This is a genomic window from Rhodococcus sp. 05-2254-2 (assembly GCF_002259095.1).
Taxonomy (GTDB): domain Bacteria; phylum Actinomycetota; class Actinomycetes; order Mycobacteriales; family Mycobacteriaceae; genus Rhodococcoides.
On the sequence record NZ_NOZJ01000021.1, the window covers coordinates 252,286 to 269,311 of the forward strand.

Annotated in this window: 16 protein-coding genes; 6 read left to right on the top strand and 10 right to left on the bottom strand. The window is 65.9% G+C overall.

Annotated elements, in window-relative coordinates:
- The first annotated feature begins 151 nt into the window (after positions 1-151).
- Positions 152-1,180: a hypothetical protein gene (locus CH283_RS24010; RefSeq protein ID WP_053068873.1), complete on the top strand. Its 1,029-nt coding sequence runs from the start codon at positions 152-154 to the stop codon at positions 1,178-1,180.
- Between the two features lie 61 nt (positions 1,181-1,241).
- Here the strand turns inward: CH283_RS24010 and CH283_RS24015 are convergent, their stop codons facing one another.
- The gene (locus tag CH283_RS24015; RefSeq protein WP_008720486.1) at positions 1,242-1,553 is read right to left on the bottom strand and encodes a DUF4229 domain-containing protein; all 312 of its coding nucleotides are present in this window, start codon (positions 1,551-1,553) and stop codon (positions 1,242-1,244) included.
- An 80-nt stretch (positions 1,554-1,633) separates the two neighbouring features.
- Between CH283_RS24015 and CH283_RS24020 the strand changes: the two genes are divergently transcribed.
- From CH283_RS24020 to CH283_RS24030, 3 genes are all read left to right on the top strand, one after another.
- On the top strand, positions 1,634-2,425 hold the full coding sequence (locus CH283_RS24020; RefSeq protein ID WP_094639479.1) for a DUF3105 domain-containing protein: 792 nt from the start codon (positions 1,634-1,636) through the stop codon (positions 2,423-2,425).
- Positions 2,422-3,165, top strand: coding sequence for a DUF305 domain-containing protein (locus CH283_RS24025; RefSeq protein WP_053068854.1), 744 nt, complete (start codon positions 2,422-2,424; stop codon positions 3,163-3,165). Before CH283_RS24020 ends, CH283_RS24025 begins: the two co-directional genes overlap by 4 nt.
- A 270-nt stretch (positions 3,166-3,435) precedes the next feature.
- Complete coding sequence (locus CH283_RS24030; protein ID WP_228139422.1) at positions 3,436-4,524, top strand: M23 family metallopeptidase; 1,089 nt, start codon at positions 3,436-3,438, stop codon at positions 4,522-4,524.
- Between the two features lie 84 nt (positions 4,525-4,608).
- Here CH283_RS24030 and CH283_RS24035 read toward each other — a convergent pair whose 3' ends face one another.
- From CH283_RS24035 to CH283_RS24065, 7 genes are all read right to left on the bottom strand, one after another.
- Complete coding sequence (locus CH283_RS24035) at positions 4,609-5,565, bottom strand: cytochrome c oxidase assembly protein (RefSeq protein WP_048320410.1); 957 nt, start codon at positions 5,563-5,565, stop codon at positions 4,609-4,611.
- Between the two features lie 10 nt (positions 5,566-5,575).
- Complete coding sequence (locus tag CH283_RS24040) at positions 5,576-6,169, bottom strand: copper resistance CopC family protein (protein ID WP_008720475.1); 594 nt, start codon at positions 6,167-6,169, stop codon at positions 5,576-5,578.
- A 91-nt stretch (positions 6,170-6,260) separates the two neighbouring features.
- Positions 6,261-8,033: an aa3-type cytochrome oxidase subunit I gene (gene ctaD, locus CH283_RS24045; RefSeq protein ID WP_072692203.1), complete on the bottom strand. Its 1,773-nt coding sequence runs from the start codon at positions 8,031-8,033 to the stop codon at positions 6,261-6,263.
- An 85-nt stretch (positions 8,034-8,118) separates the two neighbouring features.
- On the bottom strand, positions 8,119-9,075 hold the full coding sequence (locus CH283_RS24050; protein ID WP_008720986.1) for a M56 family metallopeptidase: 957 nt from the start codon (positions 9,073-9,075) through the stop codon (positions 8,119-8,121).
- Positions 9,072-9,425: a BlaI/MecI/CopY family transcriptional regulator gene (locus CH283_RS24055; RefSeq protein WP_027494220.1), complete on the bottom strand. Its 354-nt coding sequence runs from the start codon at positions 9,423-9,425 to the stop codon at positions 9,072-9,074. Before CH283_RS24055 ends, CH283_RS24050 begins: the two co-directional genes overlap by 4 nt.
- Before the next feature lie 25 nt (positions 9,426-9,450).
- Positions 9,451-10,245: a M23 family metallopeptidase gene (locus tag CH283_RS24060; protein ID WP_080733228.1), complete on the bottom strand. Its 795-nt coding sequence runs from the start codon at positions 10,243-10,245 to the stop codon at positions 9,451-9,453.
- A 536-nt stretch (positions 10,246-10,781) separates the two neighbouring features.
- On the bottom strand, positions 10,782-12,806 hold the full coding sequence (locus CH283_RS24065; protein ID WP_032373357.1) for a cytochrome c oxidase assembly protein: 2,025 nt from the start codon (positions 12,804-12,806) through the stop codon (positions 10,782-10,784).
- Positions 12,807-13,003: 197 nt separating this feature from the next.
- On the opposite strand from CH283_RS24065, the gene CH283_RS24070 reads away from it, so the two are divergent.
- Complete coding sequence (locus tag CH283_RS24070) at positions 13,004-13,927, top strand: cation diffusion facilitator family transporter (protein ID WP_008720942.1); 924 nt, start codon at positions 13,004-13,006, stop codon at positions 13,925-13,927.
- Between the two features lie 179 nt (positions 13,928-14,106).
- On the opposite strand, the gene CH283_RS24075 is transcribed toward CH283_RS24070, so the two are convergent.
- Both CH283_RS24075 and lspA read right to left on the bottom strand, forming a co-directional pair.
- Complete coding sequence (locus CH283_RS24075; RefSeq protein WP_008720941.1) at positions 14,107-14,520, bottom strand: Rieske (2Fe-2S) protein; 414 nt, start codon at positions 14,518-14,520, stop codon at positions 14,107-14,109.
- A 185-nt stretch (positions 14,521-14,705) separates the two neighbouring features.
- Positions 14,706-15,233 (bottom strand): signal peptidase II, encoded by a 528-nt coding sequence (gene lspA / locus CH283_RS24080; protein WP_052061206.1) that lies wholly within the window; start codon positions 15,231-15,233, stop codon positions 14,706-14,708.
- 291 nt (positions 15,234-15,524) lie between these two features.
- Here lspA and lnt point away from each other — a divergent pair, with 291 nt between their 5' ends.
- On the top strand, positions 15,525-17,000 hold the full coding sequence (gene lnt / locus CH283_RS24085; RefSeq protein ID WP_228139423.1) for an apolipoprotein N-acyltransferase: 1,476 nt from the start codon (positions 15,525-15,527) through the stop codon (positions 16,998-17,000).
- Positions 17,001-17,026: the final 26 nt, after the last annotated feature.

Consider the following 17,026-nt stretch of genomic DNA (forward strand, 5'->3'; position numbering starts at 1 on the left):
GTCAGTTCCATCCCTGGGCATGTTCGGCGGTTCAATATTGCGCCAGACCGGCGCAGCACCCCCGGGGATGGTCGGAATCTGCTCTGGCGGGAAACGAGTTTTGAGTGTTTCGACTCAGCGGTGTCGGTGCAGGTGGGTAGCGTCATTGACCGTGTCGCCCGAACGCAGCGCTACTCCGCCGAGCGGTTACCGCTACGAGTGGTCACTGTTTGCCGACTGGTGCGCCGCAACCGACGTCGAGCCACTCCCTGCCTCGGCTATGACGTTGGCGCAGTTCCTGACCGGTAATCCAGCCAGTGATCCTGTGCAGCTCCGCAGGGTCGCCGCGATCAACCGCCGACATCTCGATGCCGGTCACACCCCGCCCGGGCGTGCGGCAGCGCTGCGTATGGCGCTCGACTCCGGACGGACCGCACGCGTGGCACGTCGCGCCGAACACTACCGGGAACTGGCCACAGCGCTGCCCTTCCTGGGATCGACGCAGGCGCTGTTCGGCCGCAGGGACGCAGTTCTACTTCTGCTGTCCGGAGCTGGCCTGTCGCACAGAGCTATTGCGTCGCTCGATCGCTCGGACATCGCAGTCGACGGCGATGGTGTGTGGATCGATGGGCGGCACAGTATCTGGATCGCAGCCGATGAGTCGGAAGGCTTCAACCCCGCCGAGATCTGGGAACGCTGGCGTACTGTCCTGCGGTTCTCGGATCGCTACCCCTCGACGGCACTACTCACAGAGCACGTACAGGGGGACACTTTTCCCGATATGTCCAGGTGGCCGGTGCGTCCAGGCCCCGTCGCCGTTCCGATCGACCGGTGGGGTCACATGCCGTTCCCCGCCGACCCGATGACCCCGGCAGCGGTCGGGGCGGTCATCGCTGCTCACCGCTCCGGGCGACCGCCCCGGCACGACCCGCGCCCGCCCCTGTCGTGGCGACGCGGTCGTGGCGAGCGGGAAACGGACGTGACCGTCCCACCACCGCACCCGGTGTCAGCTGCACCAGGCTCGGACTACTACCGAATCGGTGTCGAAGCCCGCGGCCGTGCCCACGCCGCTCTGGCTGATGTGCCTGACCTCGTCGACGATCTCGAGTATCGAATCGAGGCTCTGATGCACCGCACCCTGGAACTACTAGACATCGAGCCGGACGCCGAAGCACCCATCGAGTGGGTTGGCGAACAGTGACCGACACGGACGATCCGCCAACGCCAACGCCAACGCCAACGCCGAAGTCCGTACGCCGACGTCACGGTTTGTCGGTGCCGGGTCGTCCCGCCGCGGGGCCTCGTTTCTTGATCGAGCGCGTGCGATCGACTGCTTCGATGTCCGCATTGATGGTTCGGCGAAGCTTCCTCAGGGTCAGTGCCGACAGCGGCAGGCTTGCTGCAAGTGCGCCAAGAAGAACCAACACGAAGGAAATGTCAAGGCTCGTCAGCGCGTCGACGGCCAAAAGTACTCCTGCGGCGACACACACGAAGAGCAGGCGTGCACCGTTGTACGCCAGTACATGAAGGGCAAGCTGCCCGCGAGCAGTTGAGGGTGCGCGGAACACCGGCATGGGCCGTCCTGTCGTGCGTAGGGACTTTCTTGGACCTTCCATCAAATACTATGGTGCATAGTATTTGACGGAGGAGCAATATGAACAGCAGCAGAAACCCCGCCCGAGGCCGACGGAGCTCGACTCGGCGATCACGCCCAGCCGGAGTGCCCGGGGGCGTACGCGCTCCCTGGACGGTGATCGGCGCGGGTGTCGTCATCGTCGTGCTCGTCGGTGCGATCGGATACAACCTGGCCCCCCGCGTCCTCGAACGCAATCAGGCCGAGCGGTTCGCGCCGACCGCCGACGACCCGGACCCCTCGCGCGGCATCGACGGCGTCGTCGAGGTCGAGTATCCGGCAGCGCGGCACGTCGAACCAGCTCAGAGAGTTGCCTACGATCGGAGTCCGCCGTTCGGCGGCCCTCACGACCAGACCTGGGCGACGTGTACCGGAGTGGTGTACCCCGTCCCGCTACGCAGCGAGAACGCGGTTCATTCGCTCGAACACGGGGCGGTGTGGGTGACGTACGACCCGAACCGGGTCTCCTCCGACGAGGTCGGTTCACTCGCCGGGCGGGTCGAGGGCGAGCCCTACACGATGATGTCGCCCTACCCGGGCCTGACGGCACCGATCACGCTGCAGTCGTGGGGTCATCGACTCGAGCTCGACAATGCCTCCGACCGGCGCATCACTCAGTTCGTCGCTGCTCTGCGACAGAACCCCTCGACCCACCCCGAGAGCGGAGCCAGTTGCTCGACCGTTCCCGGCGCGTTCGATCCCGACAACCCGCCGCCGTTCGACGCCAGCGAGCCAGGACCGGACGCGGTGCCCCTCGAGGAAGACCCGGCCCTCGACAGTGCGCCAGCGCCGATGGGGGAGGGGAGTCGATGACCGTGCACGGCCAGACCGACGATGCCCAGATCGACGATGCACAGAATGACGCCGCGGAAACGGGACCCAGATCCAGGCCCAGGGCACTGCTCATCGGCTTGGCGGTGACAGCCCTCGTCCTGTCCGGCGTCCTCATCGGCGTACTGCTCACACCGGACGGCGCACGAGTGGCCGTACCCGCATCGGATTCGGTGGATGTGGGTTTCGCGCAGGACATGTCGCTCCATCACAACCAAGCGATCGAGATGTCGGCGATGGCGTTGGGACGCTCGACGGATCCGGTCATCCGGACCCTCGCCTTCGACGTGTTGACCTCGCAGCAGAGCCAAGTCGGCACTATGCAAGGCTGGTTGACACTGTGGGACAGGCCATATCTGCCAGACGGCCCGCCGATGACGTGGATGACCGAGGCCAGCTCGACAGAGGGTCACCCGATGGACATGAGCGCGTCCGCGAACGACAGCGGACAGGACGCGAGGTCGATGCCCGGCATGGCCAGTACCGCCGAGCTGACGGCACTTCGCCGGATGAACGCCGAAGAATTCGACGGCCGGTATCTGCAACTGCTCCGCCGCCACCATCGTGGGGGAATCCCGATGGCAGAGCAGGGAGCGGCGAACGCGACAGTTCCCGCTGTCGCCGCGCTCGCAGGCTCGATCGCCTCGACCCAAACCGCCGAGGTCGGTCAGATCGATGCCCTACTGAGCGCACACGGGGTCTCACCGTTGCCGGAGAGCTGACGCCCATATCGAAATACTATGTTGCATAGTAATAACGATTGGGATGACCCCCATGACCGGCACCGGCACGCATGGAACGGCGTCGAATCGTCGAGTTACTGTGCAATGCACTCACTTTCGACGCCGACGCGATAGGCGAAACAGCGACGAATTCAGTCGAGCGTGTGACAGAAGGGGCTTGTGGTGTCGATGGGACCACGCAACACTGACCCACGGCCGACACGGCATCCACTGCGGTCGCGACCGGCATTCAACGAGAAGGGTGACCACGTGAACAACGCGGGAAAGACGACGCCGAGCGGCGGTCGACGTCGCGCATGCCGAGGTGCGCGGACATACGTGATCGTCGGTGCCGCACTCGGTGCGGTGTTCCTGCACGCCCCGGTAGCCGGAGCGAATCCGGGTCAACCGGCCGCGAAGTCCGGGGACGAGGTCGAAGGTCAGCAGACCGCCGACGCCGTCAGCCGGTTGATCCGCCTGGCCGATCGGGCCGCGACAATCGGTACCGATCCGATCGCGGTGGCAGATCTCGCAGCTTTCGCATCCTCGACGTGGGCCGCCGCCCAGGCCGGCGGTGTCATCGCGGACACCGCCGGCCCCGTGTCCGCGTCGGCAGGATGCATCGTCGACGCCATCGCCCGAGGAGTGTCGAATGCCCCGGCGCAGTCCCTGTCCTGCCTGGCCCCGTTGGCTACTCTCGACCCACTCCTGGCCCTTCGTATCGCCACATCGCTCCAGGTCGACGCCCTCGACCCCGCGGTCCCGCACGACGGCGACCGAGGGGGGGAACAGGATCCGGTGACGGGCAACACCGGCCGCGATTCGCCCGTGCCAGACACCACTGCGCCTGAGACGAGTGTGCCTGAGACGACTGCGCCCGAAGATTCTGTTCCTGATGCAGCACAGCAGCGAGGTTCCACGTCCGGTGGCTCGGCCACCTCCCGAGGTACTGCGTCTGCTGTCGCACCCAGCGGTGGACTGGTCACCTCGAACTTCGGCACCCGGAGCGGGACACAACACGGCGGTGTCGACATCGCCGACTCACTGGGCTCGCCGATCGTCGCCGCGGCCGACGGGACTGTCATCAGCGCCGGGCCCGCGCAGGGCTTCGGGCTGTGGGTTCGGATCAGACACGACGATGGATCGATCACCACCTACGGGCACAACAACGGAAATTCGGTCACGGTGGGTCAGCGCGTCCGTAAGGGCGATCGGATTGCAGAGGTCGGGAACCGCGGTAATTCGACGGGTCCGCACCTGCATTTCGAGACCACATCTCCCGCGGGGCAGAAGGTCGATCCGCAAGCCTGGCTCGGTGAGCGGGGAGCCAGAATCGGGGCGGGCACACGTGCGCGATGAATGCGCCCGATCGTGCCCTTGCCAGTAAGCGCGATCAGGCGATGAGGTCGCGGCAGTCCCCGAGCGCGGGACGGCCGCGACAGCTCAGGTCCGTTGACTGGTCTCGCTACCGATCTTTTTCAGGAAATCGTTGTAGGCGTTGAGTTCGCTGTACCCGTCCTCTTCGGCGTGCCGGTCCGCGGCAGCCGATTCCTCTTTTTCGTCCCGGTTCCACCGAATACAGAAGATGAGCACAACCAGCAATGCCACCGGCTCACCGTAGGACCACGCCAACGCTCCGGCGAGCTTCTGATCGGCTACCGGATCGACACCCCAGTCCGGGGGTGGGAAGGCGAATGTGGCCAGCATGGGGGTGCTCGACATCATCAAGATGACACCGAAGAACACATGCAGCGGCATCTCGACGAACAGGTCGAACAAACGGCCCAGATTGCTCTGCCGAACGGGGAGGGGGCCGACGGCGAGCACAGGGATGATGAACAGCAGCCCGCTGGCGAAGAAGAAGATCTCCATCGATACGTGCCCGATGACTGTGATGGCGAGAACATCGAAGATCGACGACAGATACAGCCCGTAATAGCTGAAGAGGAACAACGGGATCGTCAGACCTGGATGTAGTGCGATGCGCCCGGCGCGGCTCCGCAACCCCGTCAGCGCCGCGATCAGTACCCACCGCCCGGCTCCGTGATGAGCGGTGGCACGCAACAGAAGTCGTCCGGGCGAACCCACCACCAACAACGGTGGGATGGTCATCGACAACGTCAGATGCTGGAACATGAAGACGCTGAACAGGCTGTATCCGTAGCGTTCGACCTGCAGTCCGGTCACCAGGACCAGCGCCGCGCAGCCGAGCAGAAAACTCGCACTCCGCCACCGTGACCATGCGATACCCCGGCCGCGGATCCGGTAGAGCCCCCAGCAGTACAGTCCGGCCATGACGATGCCGGCGATCGGCAGGATCGGGAGCGGCGGAAGATCGAAGCTCAGCAACGCTGCCAGGGTCGGCGGGCCTTCCGGGGGAGTTACGGCGGCGATGTTCATCGGGCCCCTGTCATTGCTTGTCCTTGCCTCGGATCACCAACGTCAGGGCGATGGCAGCGAGACCGAGGACAGTCAGGCCCACGATGGAGAGCAGCATCATGGTGTTCTGTTTCGGTGGCCGGTCCTCGCTGGCGGACGGGTTGTTCGGATCGTAGGCCTGCGTCGGCGTGGTCGAGGGAGCCGGCGAGGTCGCACCGCCCTGCGATTGCTGTGCAGCAGCGTCCGGGCGGGTGGCGGTCTCCGCGACGTCGACCGAAAAGCCGTACGACCCGGTGATCGGGTGCCCGTCCGCGGAGGTGACGCGGTAGCCGACGGTGTACTGCCCGTTGGGTAGGCCGTCCTCGAGCAGGACCGATACGTCGGGGCCCTCGACCGTGGCCGTACCCTGCGTCCACTGAGTATCGCCAGGACCTACCACGCTGATGGTCGCGAACGATTCGTTGATGTCCTGATTGAACTTGAGGCCGACGCCGATCGGTGCGAACTCGAGCGTCACATCGGCCGGGGGGTCGGAGCTGACGAGTTCACTGTGCGCCGATGCCGGGGCCGCGGAGAACAGTGCTGTGCCGCACATGAGCACGGCGACCAGCATCCATCGTTTCACGTTCGGTTCTCCTCTGGTCGTACTGATTCTCCTTACTACTATGCGCACTAGTAGTAAGGGGGTGTGAGCCTACGGGGGTCGGTCGACCGTGTTACTTGTCGACGTCCGGCCGTTTCGATACGTCCGGTCCGGCAATCGCTTCGGTGATCACTTCCGAGGGCGCGATCGAATCCGAGTGCGGGCCACCGACGTGCTGCTCGGCGCGGATGCGTTCGACCATGTGCGGATAGTGCAGCTCGAACGCCGGCCGCTCGGAGCGGATCCGGGGCATCTCGATGAAATTGTGCCGCGGGGGTGGGCAACTGGTCGCCCACTCGAGGGAGTTACCGAAGCCCCAGGGGTCGTCGACGGTGACCACTTCGCCGTAGCGGTAGCTCTTGAACACGTTCCAGATGAACGGCAGCGTCGAGGCCCCGAGGACGAACGATCCCACGGTCGAGATCTGGTTGAGGGTGGTGAATCCGTCGGACGGGAGGTAGTCGGCGTAGCGGCGCGGCATTCCTTGGGCGCCGAGCCAGTGCTGGACGAGGAAGGTGGCGTGGAAGCCGAGGAACGTCAGCCAGAAGTGCCACTTGCCCAGTCGTTCGTCGAGCATGCGGCCGGTCATCTTGGGGAACCAGAAGTAGATGCCGGCGTAGGTCGCGAACACGACCGTTCCGAACACGACGTAGTGGAAGTGCGCGACGACGAAGTAGGTGTCGGTGACGTTGAAGTCGATGGGCGGGCTCGCCAGGAGCACTCCGGACAGTCCACCGAAGACGAACGTGATCAGGAATCCGATGGAGAAGAGCATGGGGGATTCGAGGGTGACCTGGCCGCGCCACATGGTGCCGATCCAGTTGAAGATCTTCACCCCGGTCGGCACGGCGATGAGGAAGGTCATGAACGAGAAGAACGGCAGCAGCACGGCACCGGTGGCGTACATGTGGTGCGCCCACACCGCGATGGACAGGGCGGCGATGCCGACGGTGGCGTAGATCAACCCCTTGTACCCGAAGATGGGTTTGCGGGAGAAGACCGGGAAGATCTCCGAGACGATTCCGAAGAACGGTAGCGCGATGATGTAGACCTCGGGGTGTCCGAAGAACCAGAACAGGTGCTGCCAGAGCAACGCTCCGCCGTTGGCGGGATCGAAGATGTGGGTGCCGAGTTTACGGTCGGCGAGCAGGCCCATCAGTGCTGCGGTCAGCAGTGGGAACGCCAGCAGGATCAAGATCGAGGTCACCAGGATGTTCCAGGTGAAGATCGGTAGCCGGAACATCGTCATTCCCGGTGCGCGCAGGCACACCACGGTGGTGACCATGTTGACCCCGCCCAGGATGGTGCCCAGGCCGGCGACGAGCAGGCCCACGATCCACAGGTCGGATCCGATACCGGGGGAGTAGACGGCGCTGCTCAACGGGGTGTACGCGGTCCAGCCGAAGTCTGCGGCACCGCCGGGGCTGATGAAACCTGCGGTGGTGACCAGTGCGCCGAACAGGTACAGCCAGTAGGAGAAGGCATTGAGCCGGGGGAAGGCGACATCGGGTGCGCCGATCTGCAGCGGCAGGATGTAGTTGCCGAAGCCGAAGACGATCGGGGTGGCGTAGAGCAGCAGCATGATCGTGCCGTGCATGGTGAAGAGCTGGTTGTACTGCTCGTTGGAGAGGAACTGCATTCCCGGGACCGCGAGCTCGGAGCGCATGATCAACGCCATCAGGCCACCGACGAGAAAGAACCCGAACGAGGTCACCAAGTACATCAGTCCGATGACCTTCGGATCGGTGGTGGTGACCATCGTGTGCAGGAACGACCCCTTGCGGGCCCCGCGGGGTGGATAGGGGCGAACCGCCGGCGCAGCCGGAGGAGATGTCAGCGCCGTCATGGAACCACCTTCGTGTCGCACGCGAATTACAGGACGCGTCCGCCAGCGTAACCCAAATACTATGCAGCATAGTATTTGGGGTTGTTCAGATCAGCAGGACCGCGCACGCTGCGGCGGAGACCGCGCTGAGCGAGACGACGGCCAACACGGCCGGCACGACGAGGGGCAGCACGGCGGCGGCAGCATAAGCGCCCGCTCGGGTTCGGCTCGGTGTTTGCGCGCTCGTGTCGAGGTGATGCAACCGCTCGGTGGTCGAGTCCCCGATCAGGCCCAGTGCCCACAGTGGCCGCGCAGAATGCGCCTGCGAGACCGTCGACAATGCCGAACGTACAGTGTCGGCGCTGGTGACTGCGGCCGCGGACCGGTCGGCTGCGACCTCGACCAGGACCCGTACCGCCGCGGGTGCCGCGGCGAAGAGGGGAACGCGAGGAAGCGCTTTGGCCAGGATCTCGCAGATGTTGACGATGCGGTGATGGCGCCCGCGCAGGTGGGCACGTTCGTGTGCGATCACTGCTCGCTGTTGTTCGGGATCGAGATGGGCGAGCAGGCCTTCGGTGGCCACGACGTAGCCGGGGCGACCGTCGATGCTGTAGGCCAGCGGGAGTGGGTGGTCGAGCCACATGATCGGTTCGGGTCCGGGGTCCGTGCGCGCCACGACGGCGATGACATCGCGGTGATAGTCGCGGACTTTGGACCGCGCTCGAAGCTGACGGCGAGTCGAGCGCAGGACGCGCGCCGATGCCGACGCCGCGAGGACGACCGATGCCCCGGCGACCGCTTCCCCGATCCACGGCTGGGCCGCGTGTTGCAGCGAGCCCAGGCAGCGGACGGCGAGTTCGACCATGCCCTCGGCCGGCGCATGGCCGGGCCAGAGCAACACCGCCACCGCGGATCCCACGAGAAACAGCACCCCGGCGATGCTGCCGATCCAAGCGGTCAAGGCGAGAGAGGGGCCGACGGTGCGGGTGAGTGAGGTCAGCAGCGGCGGCATGGCAACGGCCACCAGGGTCGCGGCGAGGAGTAATGCCAGTGCGACGATCACCGGTTCGCGTCCGGCAGGTTCCCCCGCAGGGCGTCCAGTTCGTCGTCGGTGACGGTTTTCGCGAAATGCATCAGCACCGCGGCCGAGTCGGTGCTGGTGTCGAGGATTTCGCGCAGCGCTTGCGAGGTGGCCTCGGCCCGAGATTGCACGGGCGAGTAGAGATAGGCGCGTGACTGCTTGGTCCGCTCGACCCACCCCTTCTCGTGGAGATGGGTCACGACGGTCAGGATCGTGGTGTAGGCGGGGTTTCTGTCGGCCATGCGTTCACGCAGGTCGTGGACCGACTGCGGTCGATCACATTGCCAGAGCACGTTCATCACCTCCGCTTCGAGATCACCGAGCCTTTTCATCGCCAGTTCTTCTTTCCTCGTCGTGTCAGGTGATATCGACTCCGCGTGCCGACAGCCACGCCGTCGGGTCGGACTTGGCACCGTCGGGTTGCCACACTTCGTAATGCAGGTGGGGTCCGGTGGATTGGCCTCGGTTGCCTACCGTAGCAATGAGCTCGCCGGCTTTCACGCGTTGACCGGCGGTGACGAGCGCCTGGTCTATGTGGCCGTACACCCCGATCGTGCCGTCGTCCTGACGAATACGCACCCACAGGCCGAACCCTTGCGCCGGCCCTGCTTCGATGACCTCACCGTCGGTCACCGATACGATCGGCGTCCCGATCGTATTGGCGATGTCGAGTCCGTAATGCGTTGTCCCCCAACGCGGCCCAGAACTGGAGGTCAATGTGCCCGACACCGGCACCACCGAGAGCGGGCGCCGCGCCTCGGCATCGCGTGCGGCGCGCTCCGCCGCCCGAACTCCCCCCTCGGCGAGTTGCTCGGTCATGCGCTGCGCGAGCCGGCCGACATCGAGATCGGGCATTTGCAACACCTGCGGGGGTGAGGCGACGACCGGGCTCGGCGGCAGGACGCCGGCGGGAGGGCTATCGATACTCGCAGCGCTGAGCGCCACACTGTCCTGCGACCCGGTGTTCGGAGACGTCGCTGCCGCGGACAGAAAGGCACCGACCGCGACCGACGCAGCGATGGCGCGGCCACCCGGCTTCGGCACCCGGCGGCGATGAAGTCCGCGGCGAGCACGTCGCGACACGGCCTGCACTACATCGCGGCCACCGTCGCCGTGTGTCGTCTCGTCCGGACCGGCCACGTGCACCCACATCGACGCGGCAGTGTCCGCGGCCGCGGTGTCCCAGGCGGCGCTGACCGCGTGAGCGGGTACATCCGGTGCGGGCGTCTGCGCCGAAGGCGTGTGCTCGTCCTGCGACCGATTGTCGGAGTACACGGTCTCGGCGGGCGACTCGGTCACGAAACGCGAGGGTGCGAACCCGGCGTGTCGATGACGGGGGTGATCGATGAGCGCCGTCGGCCTGTTGCCGACGGGCATCGAGACCGCGACGCCGGGTGCCGGCGCTGCGTAGTCGTCGTCGATCGGATCGGGTGTGCGGTGTCGGGCCAAGATCACAATCCTTGGTGGCTACGAGGCCGTGGCCTCGCTCGAGATAACGAAATGGTGACGGTCAGGCCACAGGTTACTACTATCGAGCATAGTTTTTCCATCCCACTCGACCCGGATTCGTCCGTACCGCTGGTCACGGTCCTCGGAGGACATCCCGCCGGGCTACGACATCCCGCCGGGCTACGACATCCCGCCGGGCTACGACATCCGCACCGGAACAGGGCTGGGCGTTTCGGGTATCAGGGGTGATCGCGCCGAGAGGACAGGCCACCGAGCATGGTGTTGTACGCCTCGAGTTCGGTATCACCTTGATCGTCGACTCGGCGGTCTCGTTGCCGTGCCGCGCTCTCGTCGGCCGCCGACCACCGGACCGCGGCGAGAACCGCGGCAGCGAGCAACGGCAACTCCCCGATGCCCCACGCCAGAGTGCCGCCGCGCCGCTGGTCGGCCAGCAGGTCTGCGTTCCAGTCCAGACGCAGTCCGCTGTAGAAGCTCGCTCCGAGCGCGGTCTCGAGATCGATCGTCACGACGAGGAAGAATGCGAACCCGGCCAATGCGGTGATACTCGCGAGCAACTTCGTCAGTCCCGCGATCGGTCTCGGTACCGGGTCTTCGCCGACCGTGCCCCAGAACATCACCATCCCGACGGTCAGGAACCAGCCCTTCATCACCATGTGTGCCACATGCGAGTCGGCGACGGTGTCGAACAGTCCGCCGGGGTAGAGCAGGTAGAAGCTGCTCAGGAACACCGTGGTGCTGACCCACGGGTGTATCGCGATCCGGGCTGCTCGGCTCTGCCATGCAGCCCGGAGCCATTCGCGCGAGCCCGGTGCTTCGGCGGCCGACGCGGTCGGCAGGACCGAGGCGAACAAGGTTGCCGGTCGGCCGAGGACCAACAGCAACGGCACGGCGACGGCGACCGCGGTCAGTCCCGCCATGTGCACGCTGAACATCGCCGGGCTGTAGAACCCGACCCCGGACGAGGTCGCCACGAGCAGCACCGCAGTACCCGCCAACCAGCTCGCTGTCCACCGCCGCCGCCATGACAGGCCTGCCCGCCGACGGCGCCGCACGGCCACCAGATACAGGACGGCCGCGATCACCGCCGCGGAGCCGAACACCAGGTCGAAACGCCACTCGAACGCCAACCGCGCAGCGGTGGGCGGGCCGTCCAACACGTAGCCCAAGGCCTCTTCGTGCGCCTGGGGCAGCGAGGTGTCCTGCGGCGGGGGCGGGGGAGTGCGGCCCAGTGCGACCGCCAGGCCCACGGTGGTGACGAGAACGAGGGTCTCGATCATCGACAACGTGATCAGGGATCTGCGCCTCGCGGGGTCGTGAGCCAGAGCGCGGACCGTTCGTCGTCGCTGTATCCACCCGAGGGTCCCCACGATCGCCAGAGCTGCGATCTTCGCCAGTATCAGAGCGCCGTACGTCGAATCCCACAGCGACGTCACGGGCACTCGCACGGCAGCGTTGACCACTCCGGAGACCGCCATGATCACGAACGCGACCAGAGCGAGCGTCGAGTAGCGGCGGGTCGCGACGGCAAGGTGCCCACCTCCGCGCAGCGCATGAGCGAGAAGTGCGAGGAGTCCGCCCACCCACAGCGCGGCAGCGAGGATGTGCAGGATCAACGAGTTCGTCGCGATGTCGTGATTGCCGCCGGTCGAGGAGTGGCCGGTGACCGCGCGCGGGATCAACGCGAGCATCGACAGGGCGAACAAGGCGGGGGTCCATCGATGCCGCAACACCGCCGCGCATGCTGCGGCGGTGATCGCCGCGACCGCAGAGGTGATGGCCCATGCAGTGGAGGCCTCGACATCGCCGATCGCACCGAGGAACTGCACCGGTTGCGCTGCAACGGATCCGACAGGTTGACCCGAGGCGTCCGAGAGTGTCAGCGGCACCAACGCCGCCGCGCACACCGCCCACACTGCGGAGGCCTTCGCCGCGGTGCGGACGGCTACGTACCCGTCGATGTCGAGCACACCCGACCTCTGAGGCGGAACGAGAAATGCCGCGAGGAGCAGCGACCCCGCCGCCACGACGGCAGCCACCTCGCCGATCGCGGTCAGTGCCGGGATCCCGTACGTGGTGATCGGGCCCGGATCGGGCAGACCCAACAGCACGAGCGCTTGCGACGTCGACATCGCTGCGAGCAGTGCAGCGACCACCGCGGCAATCGCTGCGCACAGCACCATCACCTGCGATCCGGAGCGTCGATCCACTGCGCCGCGGGTCGAATGGGCCGCTTCGGTGGCCATGGTGTGCGCCTCTTCCCGGTGGATCGTGTTTCCGGTATGGGCGCGAGGCAGTCCGACCTGCGCCGACAATGAACTACTACGAATGATAGTTGTACGAGTCCGGGCAGCCACCGCCGGATGATCCTTCAACACTTGCATGTATGCGCATATCGCAATATGTTGTCGTTCTGCGGATCTGACACGACGAAGGAGCAACGATGGGGCACGGACATGGCCACGGGATAGAGCCGGGTTCACCGGCCAGCGCGTCCGGTAAGCACCTCGGGCGACTGTGGATCGCTGTCGGTCTGGGGGCGGTCACCCTGGTGACGCAGGTCGTCGTCGGCCTGTCCACCTCGTCGCTGGCGTTGCTCTCCGATTCCGCACACGTGTTCACCGACGTGTTCGGGGTGCTGATGGCGATCGTGGCGATCACACTCGCACAGCGACGATCGACCAAGGCTGCCCGCACGTTCGGGCTCTACCGAGCCGAGGTGTTCGCCGCATTGTTCAATGCACTTCTGCTGTTCGGTGTGGCCGGTTGGATTCTCTACGAAGCCGCGCAACGCATCACGAATCCGCCCGAGGTCCCCGGCGTCCCGGTGATGGCGGTGGCCACCCTCGGGCTCGTGATGAACCTCATCGCGTTCGTCCTGCTGCGCAGCGGCGCCAAGGACAGCCTCAATGTTCGGGGTGCGTATCTCGAGGTGATGGCGGACATGCTCGGCTCGATCGGCGTACTGGTCAGCGGACTGGTCACCGTCCTGTTCGGGTGGCGGTACGCCGACCCGGTCATCGCGGTCGCCATCGGCGTGTTCGTCCTGCCACGCGCGTTCAACCTGGGCCGTCACGCCGTACGAATTCTGCTGCAACATGCTCCGGCGGGCATCGATGTCGCCGCCGTGGAAAGGGCCCTGACCGATGTCGACGATGTCGAAGAGGTGCACGATCTGCACATATGGACACTGACGTCGGGGATGGAGGTCGCGTCGGCGCATCTGACGGTCGCCCCGGAGGCCGAGACACCGCGGGTGCTCGCTGCAGCGCAGCAGGTTCTCCGCAACGAGTTCGGTCTCGAACACGCCACTGTGCAGGTCGAACCCCGGGAAGGCGAAGGCCGGTGCCGAGAGGTCAATTGGTAGGCAGGTCTCGACCCGGTGCGCGATCGGCACGCTGTGCTGTCGTCGACACGGCAGCGATGTACCGAACCGGCACCCGTCGGGTGGGGGCACAGAGTGGGTCCTCGAGTGCCGCACATCGGCCCGGTCGAGACCGTTCACCCCGAACCCGTCCACCTCGCATGTTCGCGCCCGGTGATGGATCAGTCGACGGTGAGGGTATCGACGGTTCTGGTCACGGCACGGTTCGGCAGTGGCTCGGTGGCGGGGCTGCGCATGACCGCCCCGTCGGTGATCGAGAACGCACTGTTGTGGCAGGGGCACTCGATCGTGCCGTTGCGAACTCGGTTCACTGTGCACCCTCGGTGAGAACAGATAGCCGAGAAGGCCCGGAAGATACCGGGTTCCGGTTGGGTGACGACGACCTGCCGGTCGGCGAGCACGATTCCACCGCCGACAGGAACATCGTTCACCGACAAGGTGACGGGACCGTCGGAAGCGGTGTCCTCACCGGACGGGGCTTCGCCGACGCTGCATCCGGCGGCAGTCAGGCACGCTGTAGCGCAGCTCGTAGCGAGAAAAATACGGCGCGGTAGCGCCGGGATGTCCTCGCTCATACAGCAGGCTCCCCTCGGTACGCCTCGGTGAGCGAGAGGCGACGATCGCGTGTCGGTGGTTGTAGTCGACTATGTTTCGAGCAGTTCCGGTGTCGATCACCCTCACTGTTCGAGCGGATCAGCATGATTGTCCTGTCGCGAATGTATGTGCACTGCAGGGCATTCGATTCGAACGCCGAGATATCTCATGCACGTTCACGATCCGGCGCTGTCGGGCACTGCGGGCAGAGGGGCAACCCTTGTGCCCTCTCGCGTGCCAGTGCCGCCCCGATCATCAGCACCACCCCGCAGGTGATGTAGATGTCGGCGAGGTTGAATGTCGGCCACCAACCGGTGTGAAAGTAGTCCGTGACCGCACCGTCGACAAGCCGGTCCAGAACGTTGGACAGCGCGCCGGCGAGGATCAACGCCAGCGCCACCGTGGTCCACTGCTCCCCGTGCCGAGCGCTGTGCCATCCGTAGGCCGCGACCCCGGCGGTGATCGTCGCCGTGACCGACACGATCACCCATAGGGGCAGCGAATTGCCCAGACTGAAGGCCATTCCGCGGTTGAAGGCGAGCCGCAATTCGAGGATCGGTAGTGGGATCGGAGAGCCGACCAATGCTTCTTGCGCCCAGTAGTCGACGGTCAGCGCGGTAGCGACCAATGTCAGCACGAGAGTCACTGCGTAAGCACGCAGCCGCGTGGGAGACGTGGTGGGCGAGCGGTTCACGGATCCTCGTTCTCGGGTGTGTATCTCGGACAGGTGCTGGGTGTCGACGGAAGGGGATCGGTCACCGCCGCAGAGTTGCCATCACATAAAATACTATGCACCATAGTAGTTGATGAACGGCAGAGGCTCCTCCGGTACCGGCTGCACGCGCGTGCCGTCATGAGATCGGCTCCCGGCATCGAGCCCGGGCCTCGACCTCTCGTCTACGACCCGAGCCGGGCGCGGTGGGTGACCGGCAGCAACGGAGTCCGCGCGTGGATCCGGCTCCTCGCCGCCGCCTCATCCGGGCTGATGTTGTATGCCACATTCCCGCCCATCGATCTGTGGTTTCTCGCTCCGGTAGCACTTGCAATGCTGCTGTTGGCTGTGCGCGGGCGAGGGGCGCGTGCGGGGGCCGGCTACGGCTTCGTCGCCGGCTCGGCGTTCTTCGTGCCTCTGCTGCCGTGGGTGGGGGAGTACGTCGGATCGGTGCCGTGGCTGGCGCTGTCCGTCGTTCAAGCACTCTTCGTGGCACTGTTCGGTGCGGTAGCGGATCGGATGTCCCGACTGCCGTGGGCGCCGGTCTGGGTGGCGAGCGCCTGGGTGGCGATGGAAGCGGCACGATCTCGGGTCCCGTTCGGCGGCTTCCCTTGGGGCCGCATCGCATTCGGTCAATCCGACGGGCCGCTGCTGCCTCTGGCTGCGGTGATCGGCGCGCCGGGGTTGTCGTTCGTCGTGGTGCTGATCGGGTCCGCTCTGGCCGGCGTCGTTGCCTCCGGTCGCATCACCCGCAGAACTGCAGCAGCGTCGTGCATCGGTGTGGCCACTGCTGTAGGGGCGCTCACGATGGTGGCTCCACTGTTCGCTCCGCCGCAGCAGGACACGGTCACCGTCGCCTTGGTGCAAGGCAACGTCCCGCGTCTCGGTCTCGACTTCAACGCCCAACGACGCGCGGTTCTCGACAACCATGTTCAGCGCACCATCGAGCTCGCCGCCGACATCGACTCCGGCCGCGTACGCGCACCCGACCTGGTCATCTGGCCGGAGAACTCCTCCGACATCGATCCCCTGCGCAACCCCGACGCCGCCGCACGTATCGACGCCGCGGCCCGCGCCGTCGGAGTCCCCGTACTCGTCGGCACGGTTCTCCGCCGAGACGACGGCACCACGAGCAACACCTCGATCGTGTGGGATCCCGTCACCGGGCCCGGGCAGAGGCACGACAAGCGGCAACTGGTGCCGTTCGGGGAGTACCTGCCGATGCGCACGATCGTCACCGCACTCTCTCCCTATGCCGCCCAGGCAGGAAACTTCACCCCGGGCCAGGGCAACGGCGTCCTCGACCTCGCCGGAGTGCACGTCGCGGTGGCCACCTGCTACGAGGTCGCCTTCGACTCGTTGCTCACCGACTCCGTGCGCGCCGGTGCCCAGCTGATCGCAGTGCCCACCAACAACGCCACTTTCGGTCGGACGAACATGACCTATCAACAACTCGCCATGTCGCGGGTACGAGCGGTCGAACACGGGCGCAGCGTCGTCGTGTCGGCCACCAGCGGCGTCAGCGCCGTCATCGATGCACGCGGGGAGGTCGTCGAGCGCACGGAGCTGTTCACCCCCGCAGCTGTCGTCACCGAGGTGTCACTGAGCACCACCCTCACCCCGGCGACGATCACCGGCAGCGTTCCGGAATGGATTGCCGCCACCGGCGCTGGTGCAGCACTGGCGTTCTCGCTGCTGCGCCGACCACGCTCCATCACACCGAACCCCGCAAACTACTATGTCGCGTAGTATTTAGATGGTGGTCGGTGAAGGGC